This window comes from Ralstonia chuxiongensis (genome assembly GCF_024158925.1).
GTDB lineage: Bacteria > Pseudomonadota > Gammaproteobacteria > Burkholderiales > Burkholderiaceae > Ralstonia > Ralstonia chuxiongensis.
This window is the reverse complement of sequence record NZ_JAMYWC010000012.1, coordinates 22,515-41,400: the sequence shown is the minus strand read 5'-3', so window position 1 is coordinate 41,400 and position 18,886 is coordinate 22,515. Positions and strand designations below refer to the sequence as shown.

Sequence of the window (18,886 nt, the reverse complement as noted above, 5' to 3'; positions counted from 1 at the left end):
CCCTACAATGCCGGCATGCGAATCTTTGTTCATCCCGCTCTCAAGACGCCTGTGGCAAAACCCGTCCAGGACTGGCTCTCGGGTGCCGGTTCGGTCGGCCCGCTGATGCAGACGGCCAGGCAATTGGCGTCGTTGGAAGCGGAGGTGTTGTCGCTGTTACCGCCCGGCTTGGGCGGCGGCGTGGCAATCGGTGGCATCAAGAACGATGCGCGCGATAGCCGGGAAGCGACTCTAGTGTTGCTCGCCGCACATAGTGCAGCTGCGGCGCGCTTACGGCAGGTGGTACCCACCTTGCTGGAGCGTCTGCAGCGCCGGGGATCGCAGATTACCGCAATTCGTGTACGGGTACAACCGCAAGGCGGGAGCGACAGTTTATGGCCACAAGAGACCGAAAAGCCGCCTAAACGCGCCAAGATGACAGCAGTTGGTGTCAACAGTCTGGCGGCGCTCGCCAACGAACTGCCCGATTCCCCGCTGCGCCAAGCGTTGGCGGAAATGATTGCCCGGCACGTTCCACCTGTCGCCGGACCTAAATAAAAAGCGCCCCGCGGGGCGCTTTTTTCATGCAGACGACCGCGTCAGCCGGTCAAGAAAACGCAGGTTGCAACTGGGGCAGGAATGCGCGCGGGGCCTCTTCCGCCTTCTCGAACGTCACGATCTCATAGGCCGTTTCGTCCGCCAGCAGCGCGCGCAGCAGCGCGTTGTTCAGGCCGTGGCCTGACTTGTGCGCCGTGTACGCGGCAATCAGCGGATGGCCGACCACATAGAGATCGCCAATCGCGTCGAGGATCTTGTGACGGACGAACTCATCGCCGTAGCGCAGTTCGTCGTTGTTCAGCATGCGGTGCTCGTCGAGCACGATGGCGTTGTCGAGGCTGCCGCCGCGTGCCAAGCCGACCTCGCGCAGCATTTCAACTTCATGCGCGAAACCGAACGTACGGGCGCGGGCGATTTCGCGCGTGTAGCTGGTGTCAGCAAAGTCGATTTCGAACGTCTGGCCGGTCTTGTCGACCGCCGGGTGGCGGAATTCGATCGTGAACGAAAGCTTGAAGCCGAAGTATGGGTCGAGGCGGGCAAGCTTGTCGCCCTCGCGGATTTCCACCGGCTTGATCACGCGGATGAACTGCTTGGCCGCGCCCTGCTCTTCGATGCCCGCCGATTGCAGCAGAAATACGAACGAGGCCGCGCTGCCATCCATGATGGGGATTTCTTCGGCGTCGACGTCGACATAGAGATTGTCGATGCCAAGGCCCGCGCAAGCCGACATCAAATGTTCGACAGTCGACACGCGGGCGCCGTCCTTCTGCAGCACGGACGCCAGGCGGGTGTCGCCGATGGCGCTGGCGGTGGCGGGAATCTCGACGGCCGGGTCGAGGTCAACGCGCGTGAAGACGATGCCAGTGCCTGCGGCTGCCGGGCGCAACGTCAACGTCACCTTACGGCCCGAGTGCAACCCGATGCCGACGGTCTTGACGAGGGACTTGATGGTGCGTTGTTTCAACATGGCCGCCCTCAACTCACGAAATTTCTACGATTGTTTTTATCTATGCGGTCTGCATAGGTGATAACCCTAATCATACCATTTTCACGTCCCTGCCTTCAAAACGACTTTTGTATCGGGATGTTAGGGGTGCTCACACTCTGCTCAACCTTAGTGCACGCAGATTCGGCGCCACAGTCTCGTCGGCTTTGAGGCGGGGCGGGATAGCGGGCGGTACTCCGCCATTTGGGGGAGCCGCTGGCGTGGCGTCAGAGTATCGCCAGGATCGATTCGGCGCTGCTGACGGCGAACTGCCCGGGCGCTTCCACCTGTAGCGCTGTTACCACACCGTCCTTCACGACCATCGCGTAGCGCTGCGAGCGTACGCCCATGCCGCGCTTGGAGAGGTCCTGGTCAAGGCCGAGCTTGCTGGTGAACTCTGCGCTGCCGTCACCCAGCATGCGGATTTTGTCGTCGGTGCCTTGCGCGCGAGCCCAGGCGCCCATCACGAAGGCATCGTTGACGGACACACACCAGATCTCGTCGACACCCTTGGCGCGCAGCGCGTCGAAGTGGGCGAGGTAGCCGGGCACATGCCGCGCCGAGCAGGTCGGCGTGAACGCACCGGGCAGCCCAAAGATGACGATCGTCTTGCCCTCGGCCAGATGCTGGACGGAAAAAGCATTGGGGCCGAGCGCGCAGCCATCCTTTTCCACTTCAAAGAACTCGTAGAGCGTTGCGTCGGGAAGCGGTTGACCAGGCTGGATCATGATCGTCAGGGAGCGTGCGCGGATATCGCGATCATAGAACTTGCCGCGCGACCGCGCAGCCGGTTCGTAAAACGAGACCGCCCGCGTGAACGAATCACGCGGGCGGTCTTGGGAGACAACACCATCAGGCCGCTTGGGTCGGAACGCACCGCGCGCGGCACAACGAACGGATACACCCGCCGGGCGGGGTGAACCCTTCCGGGGAGGCGGCCAGAGGCCAACCTGCCCGGCGGCAACGACTGTGTCCGGTTCGTCGAGCGCTGTCGACTCGCGAGCGGCGGGCCATCACACCACGGCGATCACGGGAGGGGAGCCGTGAATCGCGCGCGGCGTGTGGTGCCGCAGGCAGTCGGACGTGCGCGAGCGCTATCGAACCAACGCGGGCCCGATCAGTCCGCCTGCTTGCGCAGGAATGCCGGAATGTCGTACGTGTCGACGCCCTTCTCTTGCAGTGCTGCCACGTGAGCCGATGCCGACTCACGCGAGCTGCGCCACACGGCGGGGGTGTCGAAATTGCTGTAGTCCGGCGCAGCTGCCACCGAGTGACCGGCGCTACCGCCGAAAGCCACCGGCTGGTTGTCGGTACCGGTCTTCAGCAGCGTCATCGTCTGTTGCTGTTGTTGCTTGTTGCGAGCAGCGCGGCCCAGGCCCGTGGCAACCACGGTCACACGCAGTGCGTCGCCCATGGCGTCGTCGTAGACCGTACCGAAAATGACGGTGGCATCTTCCGCGGCATAGCTGCGGATGGTGTTCATCACTTCCTTGGTCTCGGACAGCTTCAGCGAGCGGCTGGCCGTGATGTTGACCAGCACGCCACGCGCGCCCGACAGGTCCACGCCTTCCAGCAGCGGGCTTGCCACGGCTTGCTCAGCGGCCAGACGTGCACGGTCGACGCCGGACACGGTGGCCGTGCCCATCATCGCCTTGCCTTGTTCGCCCATCACGGTCTTCACGTCTTCGAAGTCGACGTTCACCAGACCATCGACGTTGATGATTTCCGCAATGCCGGCAACCGCGTTGTGCAGCACGTCGTCGGCGCACTGGAAGCACTTGTCCATCTCGGCATCATCGCCCATGACTTCGAAGAGCTTTTCGTTGAGCACGACGATCAGCGAATCGACGTTGCCTTCGAGGTCGTTCGCGCCATGCTCGCCAACCTTCGAGCGGCGTGCGCCTTCGAATTCGAACGGCTTGGACACCACGCCCACGGTCAGGATGCCCATTTCCTTGGCGACCTGTGCAACCACCGGTGCTGCACCCGTGCCCGTACCGCCACCCATGCCGGCAGTGATGAAGACCATGTGCGCGCCGCGCAGTGCGTCGGCGATCTGCTCACGGGCTTCCTCTGCGCAGTGCTTGCCCACTTCCGGCTTGGCGCCAGCGCCAAGGCCCGTGCTGCCGAGCTGCAGCACGCGCGATGCGGTCGAGCGCTTGAGCGCCTGCGCATCGGTGTTCATGCAGATGAATTCCACGCCTTGCACGCCGCGGTTGATCATGTGCTGCACGGCATTACCGCCCGCGCCGCCGACGCCAACCACCTTGATGATGGTGCCGTCCTGCATTTCCGTTTCAATCATGTCGAAGTCCATCATTGCCTCCAGAAGTGATCAGTCCCAGACGATGCAGCCTCCCCGCCGCAACTCCTGGTTCCTGAACAAAAAACATCAAAACAAGAAACTCAACTTGCTCCCCCCAGGGAGCACATCGTCAACACCCAGCACACACGTGCTTAGAAGTTGCCGATGAACCATTCCTTCATGCGCGTCCAGATCTGCTTGGCCGATCCGGACTGCACCACGACCTTGCGCCCGCGCACGCGCTGCACGCGACCTTCCTGCAGCAAGCCCATCACCGTGGCGTAACGCGGGCTCTTCACCACCTCGTGCAGGTTGCCGCGGTACTCAGGCACGCCCACGCGCACGGGCTTCAAGAACATGTCTTCACCCAGTTCGACCATGCCCGGCATCATTGCGGTACCGCCGGTGAGGACCACGCCGCTGGAGAGCAGTTCCTCATAGCCGGATTCGCGCACCACCTGATGCACGAGCGAGAACAGCTCCTCCACGCGCGGCTCGATCACGGCGGCCAGCGCCTGGCGCGAGAGCGTGCGCGGGCCGCGGTCACCGACGCCCGGCACGTCGATCATCTCGTCCGGGTCAGCCAACACCTGCTTGGCGATGCCGTACTGGATCTTGATGTCTTCGGCGTCCGGCGTTGGCGTGCGCAGAGCCATGGCGATGTCGTTGGTGATCTGGTCACCGGCGATGGGGATCACGGCCGTGTGGCGGATCGCGCCTTCGCTGAAGATGGCGATGTCGGTCGTGCCGCTGCCGATGTCGACCAGCACCACGCCCAGCTCTTTCTCGTCTTCGGTCAGCACCGCCAGGCTCGATGCCAGCGGCTGCAGAATCAGGTCGTGCACCTCCAGCCCGCAGCGGCGCACGCACTTGACGATGTTCTGCGCCGCGCTCACGGCCCCCGTCACGATGTGCACCTTCACCTCAAGCCGGATGCCGCTCATGCCGATCGGCTCGCGCACGTCTTCCTGGCCATCGATGATGAATTCCTGCGTGAGGATATGCAGAATCTGCTGGTCGGTCGGGATGTTGACGGCCTTGGCGGTCTCGATCACGCGCGCGACGTCGGTGGAGGTGACCTCCTTGTCCTTGATCGCCACCATACCGCTCGAGTTGAAGCTGCGGATGTGGCTGCCCGCGATGCCGGTGAAGACCTCGCTGATCTTGCAGTCGGCCATCAGCTCCGCTTCTTCGAGCGCTTTCTGGATCGACTGGACGGTCGCCTCGATGTTGACGACCACGCCCTTTTTCAGCCCCTTCGATTCGGTCTGGCCCATGCCGATGACCTCGTAGGCGCCGTCAGGACGCAGCTCGGCCACCACCGCCACCACCTTGGAGGTGCCGATGTCCAGCCCGACCAGAAGATCCTTGTATTCCTTGCTCATCGCGTTTTCTCTGTGCTTCGCGTTGCTTTGTTGTTGGCCGCCGGCTTACCCCCCAGCGTGGCTTTCGGCTTTGCAGCACTGCTGGTGCCATTCGCGGTGCCAGGCAGCTTGCCCCCCTTGGCCAGCACCGCGGCCTGCGCATCGGTCAGGAAGCGCACACCCGCCGCCCGAACTGCGAATCCGTTGGGATACCGCAGATCGGCGTATTCGATCTGACCGCCCCAGCGCTTCGTCACCTCGGGCCACGCACGCACAAAGCGGCGGGCACGCGCGGCCAGCGCTGTGCGGTCATCGTCATTCAATTCGCGGCCCAGCTCGATGACCGTGCCGTTGGACAACCGCGCGCGCCAGGCGTAGCGGTCGGTGAGCGTCACGCTCAGCGGCTCGACATTCATCGGCTTGAACCACTCGGTCATGGTCTCCAGCTTGTCGACCACGTCCTGCTCGGTTCCTTCGGGGCCAGCCAGCGCAACCAGGTCGGTGTCGTCTTCCGCTTCGGCCAGGTTGGCCACGAAGACTTCGCCATACGTATTGACCAGCTTGCCGGACTCATTACCGCCCCAGGTGCCCAGGGCTTCGTGTTCCTGCACTTCCACCAGCAGCCCGTTGGGCCACACGCGGCGCACGCTCGCACGTCGCACCCACGGCACGGATTCGAACGCGGCACGCGCATCGTCCAGATTCAGCGAGAAGAAATTGCCGCGCAGCTTGGTCAGCGCGTTGGCGCGCAGACTGGGCACATTCACGTGGCGCAACTCGCTGCCGGGCATCGGCATCACCCGCACCTGCTGCAGCTGGAACATCGGTCGCTGCATCAGCCAGACCGTCCCAACGCCCAACGCGCCAAGCGCGAGCAGCGCATAGAGCGCACTCGCGACGGCGTTGAGGAGACGGGTGTTGTGCCACATAACGTTGTGTTGTCCGGTTTCGCTGACGTTGCGTTGATTACTCAGGTTTCCAATCGGTGCTCGCGTGCAGCTCCAGCGATGCACTCGCCGCCAGTTGCAACACGAAATCTTCATAGCTGATGCCGGCAGCGCGTGCGCCCATCGGCACCAGCGAATGGCCAGTCATGCCCGGCGACGTGTTCATTTCCAGCAGGAACGGCGCGTTGTCGGACTTGCGCAGCATGATGTCGGCGCGGCCCCAGCCACGGCAGCCCAGCCCGCGATAGGCCTGCACCACCAGCGCCTGCACGCGTGCGGCCACGTCGGCGGGAATCGGTGCCGGGCATTCGTAGCGCGTGTCGTCGGTGAAGTACTTGTTCTGGTAGTCGTAGTTGGCCTGCGGCGCGACGATGCGGATGAGCGGCAATGCCGTGGCACTTTCGCCCTCGCCGATGATCGGGCAGGTCAGCTCGTCGCCTTCGATGAACTGCTCGGCCATCACGTCGCGATCCAGGCGCGCAGCCTTTTCGTAGGCGGCGGGCAGCTCGGCGGCGCTCGTGACCTTGGTCAGACCGATAGAGGAGCCTTCGCGCGCCGGCTTGACGATCAGCGGCAGGCCAAGGCGGTCGGCCACGGCTTGCCAGTCGGCGCCGGCGTGCAACATCACGAAATCGGGCGTGGGCAGGCCGTGGGTCTGCCATTGGCGCTTGGTGGCTTCCTTGTCCATTGCCAGCGCAGACGCGAGTACGCCGCTGCCGGTGTATGGAATGCCGAATTGCTCGAGCAGGCCCTGGATCGTGCCGTCTTCGCCAAAGCGGCCGTGCAGGGAGATCACCACGCGGTCGAACCCTTGCTTGGCCAGATCAGCCACGGCCTGCAGGCCCGGGTCGAACGGGTGCGCATCGACGCCGCGCGCGCGCAGCGCAGCCAACACGCCGTTGCCGGACATCAGCGAGATTTCGCGCTCGGCGGACCGGCCGCCCATGAGCACGCCCACCTTGCCGAGGGACTTCGGATCGATCGTCGGATTTGGAACAAACGGACCGGTCGTCATGCTGCGGCGCCTCCGTTCAGATCCACGACATTTGCCGTGCGCGCCTGCGCCTGCAACGCAACCACTTGACCGGGCACCTGCCCGATCGATCCTGCACCCATGGTGATGACAACGTCGCCGTCCTGCGCAGCATCCAGAATCGCTTGCGGCATGTCTTCGATCTGCTCTACGAATACCGGCTCGATCTTGTTGGCCACGCGCAGCGCACGCGTCAATGCGCGGCCGTCGGCGGCGACGATGGGCGGTTCACCGGCGGCGTACACCTCGGCCAGCAGCAGCGCATCTACGGTGCCGAGCACCTTCACAAAATCTTCGAAGCAATCGCGCGTGCGGGTAAAGCGGTGCGGCTGGAACGACAGCACGAGCCGGCGACCGGGGAACGCACCGCGCGCTGCGGCCAGCGTGGCGGCCATCTCGACGGGGTGGTGGCCGTAGTCATCGATGAGCGTGAAGCGGCCCTTGCCGTCGGCGGTCGGCACTTCGCCGTAGCGCTGGAAGCGTCGGCCCACGCCGTTGAACTCGGCCAGCGCCTTGACGATGGCCTCGTCCGGCACTTCCAGTTCGGTGGCGATTGCAATAGCGGCCAGCGCGTTCTGCACGTTGTGCATGCCCGGCAGGTTCAGCGTGATCGACAGCGGCGGCTCGGCATGACCGTTGAGCTGGCGGACCACGGTGAATTCCATGCGGCCATCGACGGCGCGCGCATTGACGGCGCGCACTTGCGCATCTTCGGCAAAGCCGTAGCGCACGATAGGCTTGGAGACGAACGGCAGAATTTCGCGCACGTTCGGGTCGTCCACGCACAGCACGGCAATGCCGTAGAACGGCAGCCGCTGCGTGAACTCGATGAACGCTTGCTTCAGGCGCGCGAAGTCGTGCCCGTAGGTGTCCATGTGATCGGCATCGATATTGGTGATGACCTCGATCACGGGGAACAGGTTGAGGAACGACGCGTCGGATTCGTCTGCCTCGGCGACGATGAAATCGCCTGTGCCGAGCCGCGCGTTTGCTCCGGCCGAGTTCAGGCGGCCGCCGATCACGAAGGTCGGGTCCAGGCCGCCTTCGGCCAGCACAGAGGCGACCAAGCTGGTGGTCGTCGTCTTGCCGTGCGTGCCGGCAATGGCGATGCCCTGCTTCAGGCGCATCAGCTCGGCCAGCATCACCGCACGCGGCACGATGGGGATGCGCTTGGCGCGCGCGGCCAGCACTTCCGGGTTGTCGCCGCGCACTGCGGTGGAGACCACCACGGCATTGGCGCCGATTACGTGCTCCGGCGCATGGCCCTGCATGATCGTCGCGCCGAGCGTTGCCAGGCGCTGCGTGGTTGCGCTGCTGCCCAGATCCGAGCCTGTCACGCGGTAGCCCAGATTCAGCAGCACCTCGGCGATGCCGCTCATGCCGGCGCCGCCGATGCCTACAAAATGGATGTTCTTGACGATGTGCTTCATATCGATTCGATTCCCTATGCCCGTGCCACCGCTACACACACGTCGGCGACACGCTCGGCCGCTTCGGGCCGTGCCTGCTCACGTGCTTTAGCCGCCATATCGGCCAATTGCGCACGCGTCAGGGACGCGAGTGTATCTGCCAGCGATGCCGGACCCAGTTCCTGCTGCGACACCAACAGCGCCGCCCCGCGCTCGGAGAGGAAGCGCGCGTTGGTGGTCTGGTGATCGTCCACGGCATGCGGGAACGGCACGAACAGCGCCGCGACACCCGCCGCGGCCACCTCTGAAACAGTCATTGCGCCCGCACGGCAGATCACGAGATCGGCGTGCGCATACGCAGCTGCCATGTCGTCGATGAAGGGCACCGGCTGCGCGTGGGCATCGTCAATGCCGGCGGCGGCATAGTTGGCGCGCAGCGTGTCGATCTGCTTGGCGCCTGCCTGGTGGATGACGATCGGGCGCGTGTGGGCCGGCAGCAACGCCAGCGCCTTGGGCACCACATCGTTGAGCGCCGCCGCGCCCAGGCTGCCGCCCACGACCAGCACGCGCAGCGGGCCGGTTCGCTCGGCGTAGCGCGCTTGCGGCGAAGCCAGCATGGCCAGGTCGGCGCGGATCGGGTTGCCAACCCACTCGGCGCCGGACAGCGCATTCGGAAACGCACAGAGCACGCGATCGGCCACGCGCGCGAGCACGCGGTTGGCCAGACCTGCGATGGAATTCTGTTCGTGCAGCACCAGCGGGCGACCCAGCAGCACACTCATCATGCCGCCCGGGAACGTGATATAGCCGCCCATGCCCAGCACCACGTTCGGACGCACGCGACGCACCACACCGAGGCTCTGCCAGAACGCGCGCAACAGGTTGAGCGGCAGCAGAAACTTGGTGACGAGGCCCTTGCCGCGCAGGCCACCAAACTGCACCGACTCCAGCGGAAAGCCGTGCTTGGGTACGAGTTGGCCTTCCATGCCATTGGCGTTACCAAGCCACACCACCCTCCAGCCGCGCCCGGCCAGCAGCTTGGCCACCGACAGCGCGGGGAAGATGTGACCGCCCGTACCGCCGGCCATGACGAGGAGCGTGCGCGGCGTCAGATCGGCCGAAACGCGTGCCGTCATACCTTGCCCCCACGCATCAGCACGCGGTTTTCATAGTCGATACGCAGCAACAGCGCGAGCGCCACGCAGTTCATCAAGATGCCCGAGCCACCGTAGCTGACCATCGGCAGCGTCAAGCCCTTGGTCGGCAGCAGGCCGAGGTTCACACCCATGTTGATGAAGGCCTGCCAGCCGAGCCAGATACCCAGGCCCTTTGCGACCAGACCGGCGAACGTGCGGTCTAGCTGCAGCGCGGTACGGCCGATCTCGAACGAGCGGCGGACCATCCAGTAGAACAGCAGAATCACGATCAGCACGCCGACAAAGCCCAGCTCCTCGCCGATCACGGCCAGGATGAAGTCGGTATGCGCCTCGGGCAGGTAGTGCAGCTTCTCGATACTGCCGCCCAGGCCAACGCCGGTCCACTCGCCACGGCCGAAAGCGATGAGCGAGTGCGTGAGCTGGTACGCCTTGCCTTGTGCGTATTCCTCTTGCCACGGATTGAGGTACGCGAAGATCCGCTCGCGCCGCCAGGGCGATGCCACGATCAGCAGCGAGAAGGTCGAAATTGCCGTCAGCACTAGTCCGCCGAACAGCTTGCCGTTCACGCCGCCCAAGAACAGGATGCCCATGGCCACGGCCGCGATCACCAGGAACGCGCCCATGTCCGGCTCCAACAGCAGCAGCGAGCCGACAAACGCCACGGCCACGCCCATCGGCAGGAAGCCCTTGCGCACGCTCTGCATCCAGTCCTGCTTGCGCACGGTGTAGTTGGCGGCGTACAGCACCACCGCCAGCTTCATCAGCTCGGACGGCTGGAAGTTCATGACGCCCAGCGGCAGCCAGCGCCGTGCACCATTCACGCCCTTGCCCACGTGAGGTACCAGCACGATCACCAGCAGCACCAGCGCGATGATGAAAAGCTTCGGTGCGTATTTGTCCCAAAACTTGACCGGAATCTGGAATGCGACGATTGCGCCGATCAGCCCGATCACCAGCGAGAAAATGTGGCGAATCAGGAAGTGGCCATTGCTGTAGTTGGCGTACTTGGGCGAATCCGGCAACGCGATCGACGCCGAATACACCATCACCAGCCCCAGGCCGAGCAGCACGATCGCCACCCACATCAGCGGCTGGTCGTACTCCATCATCTTGGAGCGCGTGGGCTTGACGCCCGAAACCGCATCGCGCAGACCCTCCCACGCATTGCCGATGGTCGCGCCGATGAAGCCGCTGCGCTTGATCTGGGTGTCGCTCATAGGAGGACTCCTCGGTCTGCCGCCAATGCGGCCACGGCCTCGTGGAACACCTGGGCGCGGTGTTCGTAGTTGCGGAACATGTCAAAACTGGCACATGCCGGCGACAACAGCACGGCATCGCCCGGTTGCGCGTGTGCGGCGGCTTCCTGCACGGCGGCTTCCAGCGTCGGGGCATCGATCAGCGTGACACCGGTATTGGCGAGAGCCTCGCGAATCAGCGGCGCATCGCGGCCGATGAGCACCACGGCACGCGCGTATTGCCCGACCGGCTCGGCGAGCGGCGAGAAGTCCTGTCCCTTGCCTTCGCCACCGGCGATCAGCACGACATGCTTGGATAAGCCCGAGAGTGCAGCCACCGTGGCGCCGACGTTGGTGCCCTTGCTGTCGTCGAAGAATTCGATGTCGTCAAATGCGGCGATCAGTTCTACGCGGTGCGGCTCGCCGGCGTAGTCGCGCAGGCCGTGCAGCAGCGCGCTCACCGGCAGGCCGATCGCCCGGCACAACGCCAGCGCAGCCATCGCGTTGGTCGCGTTGTGCAAGCCCCGGATGCGCAGTGCGTCAGCGGGCATCAGGCGCTTGAGGCGCACCGGCACCGGCGCGGCCGGCACGTTGTCGCTTTTCTTGCGGCGCGTGGGCTTGGGCAGATCGTCCTCATCGGCTTCGGCCAATACGATCCAGGGCATGCCGCCATCGCGCAGCAGGCCGAGCGCATCGGGCGTGCCCGGCTCGTCGATGCCGAACGTGATATCGCCGCCCTTCTTGCTGGCGAATGCCATTACGCAGGCGTCCTGACGGTTCAGCACGCGCACGGTGTTGGCGCCGAAGATGCGGCCCTTGGCCGCGGCATAGGCGTCCATCGTGCCGTGCCAGTCGAGGTGGTCCTGCGTGATGTTCAGGACGGTGGCGGCATCGGCGTCCAGCGTGTGCGTGGTTTCGAGCTGGAAGCTGGAAAGCTCGAGCACCCACACATCAGGCAGCGTGCCTGCATCAACGCATTCGCCGAGCTTATCGAGCGCCGACGGGCTGATGTTGCCCGCCACGCCGACGGTCTTGCCGGCGCGCTCCACCAAGGCGCCCGTGAGCGCCGTGGTGGTTGTCTTGCCGTTGGTCCCGGTGATGGCCAGCACGCGAGGCATGTAGCCTTGCGCGGCCTTGAGACCCGCCAACGCGCGCGCAAACAATTCGATCTCGCCCCACGCCGGCACGCTGCGCTCACTGGCGGCGTTCAGCAGCGCGGCGACGTTGGCATCCAGAGGCGACAGGCCGGGGCTGATCGCCACCAGCGTCACGCCGTTCAGCAGCGACACGGCGAAAGGGCCGCTCACGAACTCGGCGTCCGGCACGTGCGCACGCAGCGTCGGCAGGTTGGCCGGCGCCTCGCGCGTATCGGCCACACGCACTTGCGCGCCATGACGGGCACACCAGCGCGCCATTGCCAGGCCGGACTCACCAAGGCCGAGCACCAACACCACCGGCGAGTCGAACTCGCCGAACATGCGCGGCTCCTGCGCGGTTTCAGCGGCGGGCATTGGCTCGGCGGAATCGAGCGTCGCGACCACGGCGTCCACGGCGGCTTCAGGCTGCGTGGCAGCCACGTCGTCGTCCGGGGTGATGGATTCGGTCACGTCGGTCATGTCCGTGCTCACCGCAGCTTCAGGGTCGACAGGCCAATCAGCACCAGCATCATGGTGATGACCCAGAAGCGCACGACCACTTGCGTTTCCTTCCAGCCGGAGAGCTCGAAATGGTGATGCAGCGGCGCCATGCGGAACAGGCGCCGGCCTTCGCCATAACGCTTCTTGGTGAACTTAAACCACGTCACCTGCAGCATCACCGAGACGGTCTCGGCCACGAAGATGCCGCCCATGATGAAGAGCACGATTTCCTGACGCACGATCACGGCGATGGTGCCCAGCGCACCGCCCAACGCCAGCGCGCCGACGTCACCCATGAACACCTGCGCCGGATGCGCGTTGAACCACAGGAAGGCAAGCCCCGCCCCGGCCATCGCCGAGCAGAAGATCAGCAGCTCACCTGCGCCCGGAATGTGCGGGAACAGCAGGTACTTGCTATAGACGGCGCTGCCCATCACGTAGGCAAACACGCCCAGCGCGCTACCCACCAGCACGACCGGCATGATGACCAGGCCATCGAGGCCATCGGTCAGGTTCACGGCATTGCTGGAACCGACGATCACGAGGTACGTCAGGATGATGAAACCGAACACGCCCAGCGGGTAGCTGATCTCTTTGAAGAACGGCACGATCAGGTGCGACTTGGCCGGCAGGTTCAGTGACAGGCCGCTGCGCACCCAATCCATGAACAGCTCAAGCACGCGCATGTTGCTCGTCTCGGACACCGAGAACGCCAGGTATGCCGCAGCAAAGAGTCCGATCACGGTCTGCCAGAAGAATTTCTCGCGCGAAGACATGCCCTTCGGATCACGGTGCACGACCTTGCGGTAGTCATCCACCCAACCGATCGCGCCGTAGCCGAGCGTGACCAGCAGCACGATCCAGATGAAGCGGTTGCCCCAGTCGGCCCACAGCAGCGTCGACACGGCAATGCCGATGAGCACCAGCACACCGCCCATGGTGGGCGTGCCGGCCTTGACCAGATGCGTCTGCGGACCGTAGCTGCGCACAGCCTGGCCGACTTTCAGTTCCGTCAGGCGACGGATCACAAACGGCCCGAACCCGAGGCCGATCACCAGCGCCGTGAGAGATGCCATCACGGCGCGGAACGTCAGATAGTTGAAGACGCGCAGGAAGCCGTAGTCGTTCTGCAACCATTGCGCCAATGCCAATAACATGGGTTCTTGCTTCCCTTAATGCTGCTGTTGTGTGCTGGAACCGGCCGACAAATCCGCTACCGGGTCTTTCAAGACCAGCGCTTCCACAATGCGTTCCATCCGCATGAAGCGCGAGCCCTTCACCAATACCGTCGCGGCCGGCGCAATGGCGGGCACGCCGTGTTCAATCAAATCCTCCGCCGACGCAAAATGCCGCGCGCCTGCGCCGAATGCGTCGACCGTGTGACGCGCAAGCTCGCCAGTTGCCAGCACCGCGTCGATGCCGTGCTCGCGCGCATAAGCGCCGATTTCTTCGTGGAATGCCGGACCCTGCGAACCAACCTCGCCCATGTCACCCAGCACCAAGCAGCGCGGCGCCGGCAGGGTGACGAGCGCGTCGATCGCCGCGCGCATCGAATCGGGGTTCGCGTTGTACGTGTCGTCGATGACGAGGCCGCCGTGCGTGCCCTGCTTACGCTGCAGCCGCCCCTTGACCGGAGCGAAGTTGCCCAGCGCCTGTGCGATCACCTCGGGAGCGACACCAGCAGCCAGCGCGCATGCCGTCGCGGCCAGCGCATTGCGTGCGTTGTGCAGACCGAGCAGCGGCAAGGTGATGACGAAGCGCTGGCCAGGGGCCTGCACATCGATGCGTTGCCCGTCGGCGGTGTCCACCACCGTGCCCGTCACAGCCCCGGCCTCGATACCGAAATCGAGCACACGACGCGAACCGGCCGCGGCCTGCCACACCGGCGCATATTCGCCACCGTTGGCCGCATCACGCGGAAACACCGCCACGCCATCGGCCGGCAACGCGGCCAGCACGGCGGCGTGTTCTTCAGCCACCGCTTCCACGCTGATCATGAACTCTTGGTGCTCGCGCTGGGCGTTGTTGATCATCGCCACGGTGGGCTGGGCAATGGCAGCCAATACAGCCGTCTCGCCCGGATGGTTCATGCCGAGTTCGAGCACGGCCAGCTTGTGTTGCGCGTTCAAGCGGAACAGCGTGAGCGGCAGGCCGATGTCGTTGTTGAAGTTGCCGGCGGTCGCCAGGCGGGCGTCTTCACCCACGGCCTGCGCGAAGATCGCCGAGATCATTTCCTTGACCGTCGTCTTGCCGTTGCTCCCCGTCACGGCGACGACGGGAATCGGGAACTGGCGGCGCCAGCCGGCGGCAAGTTGACCCAGGCCGATGCGCGTATCGGCAACGGTCAGCACGGCCACCTTCGTCATATCCAGCGTGGCAGCCGGCGCGCGCGACACCAGCACGGCGGCAGCGCCACGCGCCACCACCTCGGGCAGGAAATCGTGCGCGTCGAAACGCTCGCCGATCAGCGCGACGAACAGGTCGCCGGGCTGCACGGCGCGGCTGTCGGTTGTCACGCGCAAGATGGCCGCGTCGGGGCCCGCCAGATGGGCGCCCGCCATCCAGGCAGCGGCGTCGGTGGCGTGCATCATCACGGTCGGGGCGATCATGCGTTCACCCCGCGGGCTGCAAGCGCCAGACGCACATGTTCCTGATCGGAGAACGGTCGCTTGCGACCAGCAATCTCCTGCGTCGATTCGTGCCCCTTGCCCGCCACGACGATCACGTCATGCGCATCGGCGTGCCGCACGGCATGCAGGATGGCGGCCGCACGGTCTTCGATCTGGGTGGCAGCGCGCGGGTTATCCATGCCGTCGGCGATCTCGTCGAGGATGTGCTGCGGATCTTCGCTGCGCGGGTTGTCGGAGGTCAGCACAACGTGCGGCGCCAACCGCTCGGCGATGGCGCCCATCTGCGGACGCTTGCCGGGGTCGCGGTCGCCGCCGCAGCCGAACACGGCCCACAGCTTGCCGCCGCGCGCTTCGGTAATCGGCGCGAGTGCGCGCAGGGTCTGCTCCAGCGCGTCCGGCGTGTGGGCGTAATCGACCACCACCAACGGACCGTCTTCGCCGCCGAAACGCTCCATGCGGCCGCTCACGGGCTGCAGTTTTTCCAGGCGCGCGATGGCGTCCTGCCACGGCACGCCAGCCGCCAGCAATGCGCCCAGCACACCGAGAAGATTCGATATGTTGAACAGGCCGACGGTAGGCGCATGGACGGTCGCGTGGCCAAAGCTGCCATCTACGTCGAATGTCGTTCCGGTGCGATGCGCGCGCACGTTGCTGGCGCGCAGCCATTGCTTGGCACCGTGCTGCGCAACGGCTTCGCCGTCGATGCCGTATTCGATGGTTTCGACATCGGCGCGGGCGTTCTGCAACAAGCGCACACCGGCCGCGTCGTCGCGGTTGATGACGGCTGCCCGCAGGCCCGGCCAGCCGAACAGCCGCGCCTTGGCGAGTTCGTACTCGGCCATCGTGCCGTGGTAGTCGAGGTGATCCCGCGTGAGGTTGGTGAACACCGCGATGTCAAAGCAGGTGCCATCGACGCGGCCTTGCTCCAGACCATGCGACGACACTTCCATGGCGATGGCGCGGGCACCTGCGCGGTGCAGATCGGCGAGGCTGTGCTGCAGCTGGATGGCATCCGGCGTGGTAAAGCCGGTAATGGCCAGCGCATCGACAAACCCAGTGCCAAGCGTACCCACCACTGCGCAACGCTGGCCGTGTTTGGTCAGCGCCTGCGCAATCCATTGCGAACACGAAGTCTTTCCGTTGGTGCCCGTCACGCCAATCACACGCAAGGCGTCCGGGCCCGGCACGCCGTACCACTGCGCCGCCAGCGGCCCGGCCAGTTCAGCCAGGCCGTCCACGGGCAGGATGCGCACGGGCGCGTCTGCGGGCATTGCGTAGCCATGGGCTTCGGCCAGCACGGCGGAAGCGCCAGCTTCGATCGCCTGCGGAATATGCGGACGGCCATCGCCACGCTGGCGCATATTGCCGAGCACGTAGGCGACGAACACATCGCCGGTCTTGAGCTTGCGCGTGTCGCTGGTGAGGTCGGCACCTGCCGGTGCCTGGGCGCGCAGCCAGTCCACCACAGGCGCAAGACGCGCGACGATGGTCGGGCGGTCAGAAGTGGGCTTAGCTGTCATTGCAGCCCCCCTACCGGCTCTTCCGGCACGTCTGGGGTCATCACGAGCTGCCGCACCGGCGAATCCGGCGGCACATTCAGCGCCCGCAGGGTGCCGCCCGCGATTTGAGAGAACACGGGGCCGGCCGCGCCGCCGCCATAGCGGTTACCCACGGTCGGCTCGTCCACGCTCACCGCCACGATGATGCGCGGGTTCGACATGGGCGCCAGACCAATAAACGAGGCGCGATACTTGGAGCGGTCATAGCCGCGCGCTGTGTGCTTCCACGCCGTGCCGGTCTTGCCGCCGACGCGGTAGCCCATCACCTGCGCCTGCGGTGCGGTGCCGCCGGGGGCCGTCACTGTCTCGAGCATCTGACGGACCTGCCGTGCCACCTCCGGCGAGATCACGCGCTCGCCCTGCGGCGGCTGGCCGTCGGTGCGGTACATCGTGATCGGAATCAGTTCGCCATCGTGCGCGAAGATGGTGTACGCATGTGCAATCTGGAACAGCGACACCGACAGGCCGTAGCCGTACGACATGGTCGCCTGCTCGATGCGGCGCCATTTGTTTGCCGGGCGCAGCCGCCCTGCCACCGCGCCCGGGAAGCCGATCTTCGGCGCCTGCCCCAAGCCAACGCTGGTGAACATGTCCCACATTTCCTGCGGCTTGAGCATCATCGCGATCTTGGTCGTGCCGATGTTGCTGGAGTGCTGGATCACCTGGGCGACCGTCAGCGTGCCGTAGTTGCCGGTATCGGAAATGGTCGCGCCTTCAAAGCTGTATTTGCCGTTGGTCTGCACCAGCGTGGTGGGCGTCACGCGCTTGAGCTGTAGAGCCAGGCTGATCGTGATCGGCTTCATCATCGAGCCGGGCTCGAAGGTGTCGGTGAGCACGCGATTGCGCAGTTGCTCGCCCGAGAGGCGGCTGCGGTCGTTCGGGTTGTAGGTCGGGTAGTTGGCGAGCGCCAGCACCTCGCCGGTCTGGGCATCCAGCACGATCGCACTGGCGGCCTTTGCGCGGGTACGCTCAATGGCGGCCTTCAACTCGTTGAACGTCAGGTACTGGATCTTGGCGTCGATTGACAGCGTCTGATCATGCCCATCACGTGGGGCCTTGAGCACGCCAACGTCTTCCACCACGCGGCCCAGCCGATCCTTGATCACCTGACGCTGGCCGGCGGCACCCGCGAGGTCGGACTCACGCGCCAGCTCCATGCCTTCCTGGCCTTTGTCCTCGACGTTGGTGAACCCGACGATGTGCGCCATCGCCTCGCCTTCCGGGTAGAAGCGCTTGTACTCACGCGTCTGATAGATGCCTTCGATCTTCAGCGCGGCGATCTGGTCGGCCACCTCGGGCAGCACCTGGCGCTTGAGATACACGAAGCCCTTGTCTTCGCCCAGCTTGCCCGAAAGCTCCTTGTCGCTCATGCCGAGCAGCTTGCCGAGCTTCTTCATGTCTTCGCCAGGCACGTTGTTGGGCACGTCTTCGGGCACGGCCCAGATGGCCTTCACGGGCAGGCTCGTGGCCAGCACCAAGCCATTGCGATCGAGAATCTTGCCGCGCGTGGCCGGCAGCTCCAGCGTGCGCTGGAAGCGCTTCTTGCCCTCGGCCTCATAAAAGCGGTTGCCAGGACCTTGAATCCACAGCGCACGGCCGATCAGCGCCAGGAACGCTGCGAACATCAGGAACACGACCAGCTTCGAGCGCCACATCGGCAAGCGCAGGCCCAGCACCGGGCTGGCGGAGAACTGGCCCAGGCGCGCGCGCGCCGTGGTGCCGTTGGATTTGCGTGCGCCGCTCATGGCTGTACTCCGGAAGCCGTGGGCGCGCTCGCCGCTGCCGAGGAAGCCCCGGAGGCCCCCCCTGCTGCCGGCAAATCGGCAAACCCCTGCAGATACTGCGTACGGCCCGCCTGCGCGGGCGACATCTTCAATTGCTTGCTCGCGATATCGGCAATGCGAGCGCTCTTGCCCAGCGCACTCTGCTCATATTGCAGGCGCGACCAGTCGGTGTTGAGTTGCTTCTCTTCCGCCTGCGCGCGATCCAGCTCGACAAACAGTTGCCGTGCCTGATGTTGTGCGTTGACCAGCGACAGCGCGCACAGCACCAGCGCAGTCAGGAGGAACATGTTCAGGCGGTTCATGG

Annotated in this window: 16 protein-coding genes; 1 reads left to right on the top strand and 15 read right to left on the bottom strand. The window is 65.1% G+C overall.

The window, feature by feature from the left end:
• The first annotated feature begins 15 nt into the window (after positions 1-15).
• A complete protein-coding gene (locus NKG59_RS25515; RefSeq protein WP_253543019.1) occupies positions 16-537 on the top strand; it encodes a DciA family protein in 522 nt (173 codons plus the stop codon).
• A 49-nt stretch (positions 538-586) separates the two neighbouring features.
• Here the strand turns inward: NKG59_RS25515 and lpxC are convergent, their stop codons facing one another.
• From lpxC to ftsL, 15 genes are all read right to left on the bottom strand, one after another.
• A complete protein-coding gene (gene lpxC / locus NKG59_RS25510) occupies positions 587-1,504 on the bottom strand; it encodes a UDP-3-O-acyl-N-acetylglucosamine deacetylase (RefSeq protein ID WP_045204767.1) in 918 nt (305 codons plus the stop codon).
• 245 nt (positions 1,505-1,749) lie between these two features.
• Positions 1,750-2,250: a peroxiredoxin gene (locus NKG59_RS25505; protein ID WP_253542978.1), complete on the bottom strand. Its 501-nt coding sequence runs from the start codon at positions 2,248-2,250 to the stop codon at positions 1,750-1,752.
• Positions 2,251-2,639: 389 nt separating this feature from the next.
• The gene (gene ftsZ, locus NKG59_RS25500) at positions 2,640-3,839 is read right to left on the bottom strand and encodes a cell division protein FtsZ (protein ID WP_024979177.1); all 1,200 of its coding nucleotides are present in this window, start codon (positions 3,837-3,839) and stop codon (positions 2,640-2,642) included.
• Positions 3,840-3,979: 140 nt separating this feature from the next.
• Positions 3,980-5,212, bottom strand: coding sequence for a cell division protein FtsA (gene ftsA, locus NKG59_RS25495; RefSeq protein WP_024979178.1), 1,233 nt, complete (start codon positions 5,210-5,212; stop codon positions 3,980-3,982).
• Entirely contained in the window at positions 5,209-6,120 is a 912-nt protein-coding gene (locus NKG59_RS25490) for a cell division protein FtsQ/DivIB (RefSeq protein ID WP_253542976.1), read from the bottom strand. Before NKG59_RS25490 ends, ftsA begins: the two co-directional genes overlap by 4 nt.
• Before the next feature lie 37 nt (positions 6,121-6,157).
• Entirely contained in the window at positions 6,158-7,153 is a 996-nt protein-coding gene (locus tag NKG59_RS25485; protein WP_045204764.1) for a D-alanine--D-alanine ligase, read from the bottom strand.
• Positions 7,150-8,601, bottom strand: coding sequence for a UDP-N-acetylmuramate--L-alanine ligase (murC, locus tag NKG59_RS25480; RefSeq protein WP_253542974.1), 1,452 nt, complete (start codon positions 8,599-8,601; stop codon positions 7,150-7,152). The genes NKG59_RS25485 and murC overlap by 4 nt, the downstream gene beginning before the upstream one ends.
• A gap of 14 nt (positions 8,602-8,615) precedes the next feature.
• On the bottom strand, positions 8,616-9,716 hold the full coding sequence (gene murG / locus NKG59_RS25475) for an undecaprenyldiphospho-muramoylpentapeptide beta-N-acetylglucosaminyltransferase (protein WP_253542972.1): 1,101 nt from the start codon (positions 9,714-9,716) through the stop codon (positions 8,616-8,618).
• The gene (gene ftsW, locus NKG59_RS25470; RefSeq protein ID WP_232041084.1) at positions 9,713-10,954 is read right to left on the bottom strand and encodes a putative lipid II flippase FtsW; all 1,242 of its coding nucleotides are present in this window, start codon (positions 10,952-10,954) and stop codon (positions 9,713-9,715) included. The genes murG and ftsW overlap by 4 nt, the downstream gene beginning before the upstream one ends.
• Complete coding sequence (gene murD, locus NKG59_RS25465; RefSeq protein WP_253543017.1) at positions 10,951-12,450, bottom strand: UDP-N-acetylmuramoyl-L-alanine--D-glutamate ligase; 1,500 nt, start codon at positions 12,448-12,450, stop codon at positions 10,951-10,953. The genes ftsW and murD overlap by 4 nt, the downstream gene beginning before the upstream one ends.
• A 146-nt stretch (positions 12,451-12,596) precedes the next feature.
• Positions 12,597-13,766: a phospho-N-acetylmuramoyl-pentapeptide-transferase gene (mraY, locus tag NKG59_RS25460; protein WP_024979185.1), complete on the bottom strand. Its 1,170-nt coding sequence runs from the start codon at positions 13,764-13,766 to the stop codon at positions 12,597-12,599.
• Between the two features lie 15 nt (positions 13,767-13,781).
• Positions 13,782-15,218, bottom strand: coding sequence for a UDP-N-acetylmuramoyl-tripeptide--D-alanyl-D-alanine ligase (locus tag NKG59_RS25455; protein ID WP_253542970.1), 1,437 nt, complete (start codon positions 15,216-15,218; stop codon positions 13,782-13,784).
• A complete protein-coding gene (locus tag NKG59_RS25450) occupies positions 15,215-16,759 on the bottom strand; it encodes a UDP-N-acetylmuramoyl-L-alanyl-D-glutamate--2,6-diaminopimelate ligase (RefSeq protein WP_253542968.1) in 1,545 nt (514 codons plus the stop codon). Before NKG59_RS25450 ends, NKG59_RS25455 begins: the two co-directional genes overlap by 4 nt.
• On the bottom strand, positions 16,756-18,543 hold the full coding sequence (locus NKG59_RS25445) for a peptidoglycan D,D-transpeptidase FtsI family protein (RefSeq protein ID WP_253542966.1): 1,788 nt from the start codon (positions 18,541-18,543) through the stop codon (positions 16,756-16,758). Before NKG59_RS25445 ends, NKG59_RS25450 begins: the two co-directional genes overlap by 4 nt.
• Positions 18,540-18,884 carry a cell division protein FtsL gene (ftsL, locus tag NKG59_RS25440; RefSeq protein ID WP_253542964.1) on the bottom strand — a complete coding sequence of 115 codons (345 nt, stop codon included), beginning with the start codon at positions 18,882-18,884 and terminating at the stop codon, positions 18,540-18,542. Before ftsL ends, NKG59_RS25445 begins: the two co-directional genes overlap by 4 nt.
• Positions 18,885-18,886 lie beyond the last annotated feature (2 nt).

Excerpts from the sequence above, each read along its gene's own strand:
- NKG59_RS25515 (WP_253543019.1), top strand. The coding sequence starts at position 16 with ATGCGAATCTTTGTTCATCCCGCTCTCAAGACGCCTGTGGCAAAACCC.
- lpxC (WP_045204767.1), bottom strand. The coding sequence starts at position 1,504 with ATGTTGAAACAACGCACCATCAAGTCCCTCGTCAAGACCGTCGGCATC.
- NKG59_RS25505 (WP_253542978.1), bottom strand. The coding sequence starts at position 2,250 with ATGATCCAGCCTGGTCAACCGCTTCCCGACGCAACGCTCTACGAGTTC.
- ftsZ (WP_024979177.1), bottom strand. The coding sequence starts at position 3,839 with ATGGACTTCGACATGATTGAAACGGAAATGCAGGACGGCACCATCATC.
- ftsA (WP_024979178.1), bottom strand. The coding sequence starts at position 5,212 with ATGAGCAAGGAATACAAGGATCTTCTGGTCGGGCTGGACATCGGCACC.
- NKG59_RS25490 (WP_253542976.1), bottom strand. The coding sequence starts at position 6,120 with ATGTGGCACAACACCCGTCTCCTCAACGCCGTCGCGAGTGCGCTCTAT.
- NKG59_RS25485 (WP_045204764.1), bottom strand. The coding sequence starts at position 7,153 with ATGACGACCGGTCCGTTTGTTCCAAATCCGACGATCGATCCGAAGTCC.
- murC (WP_253542974.1), bottom strand. The coding sequence starts at position 8,601 with ATGAAGCACATCGTCAAGAACATCCATTTTGTAGGCATCGGCGGCGCC.
- murG (WP_253542972.1), bottom strand. The coding sequence starts at position 9,716 with ATGACGGCACGCGTTTCGGCCGATCTGACGCCGCGCACGCTCCTCGTC.
- ftsW (WP_232041084.1), bottom strand. The coding sequence starts at position 10,954 with ATGAGCGACACCCAGATCAAGCGCAGCGGCTTCATCGGCGCGACCATC.
- murD (WP_253543017.1), bottom strand. The coding sequence starts at position 12,450 with ATGTTCGGCGAGTTCGACTCGCCGGTGGTGTTGGTGCTCGGCCTTGGT.
- mraY (WP_024979185.1), bottom strand. The coding sequence starts at position 13,766 with ATGTTATTGGCATTGGCGCAATGGTTGCAGAACGACTACGGCTTCCTG.
- NKG59_RS25455 (WP_253542970.1), bottom strand. The coding sequence starts at position 15,218 with ATGATCGCCCCGACCGTGATGATGCACGCCACCGACGCCGCTGCCTGG.
- NKG59_RS25450 (WP_253542968.1), bottom strand. The coding sequence starts at position 16,759 with ATGACAGCTAAGCCCACTTCTGACCGCCCGACCATCGTCGCGCGTCTT.
- NKG59_RS25445 (WP_253542966.1), bottom strand. The coding sequence starts at position 18,543 with ATGAGCGGCGCACGCAAATCCAACGGCACCACGGCGCGCGCGCGCCTG.
- ftsL (WP_253542964.1), bottom strand. The coding sequence starts at position 18,884 with ATGAACCGCCTGAACATGTTCCTCCTGACTGCGCTGGTGCTGTGCGCG.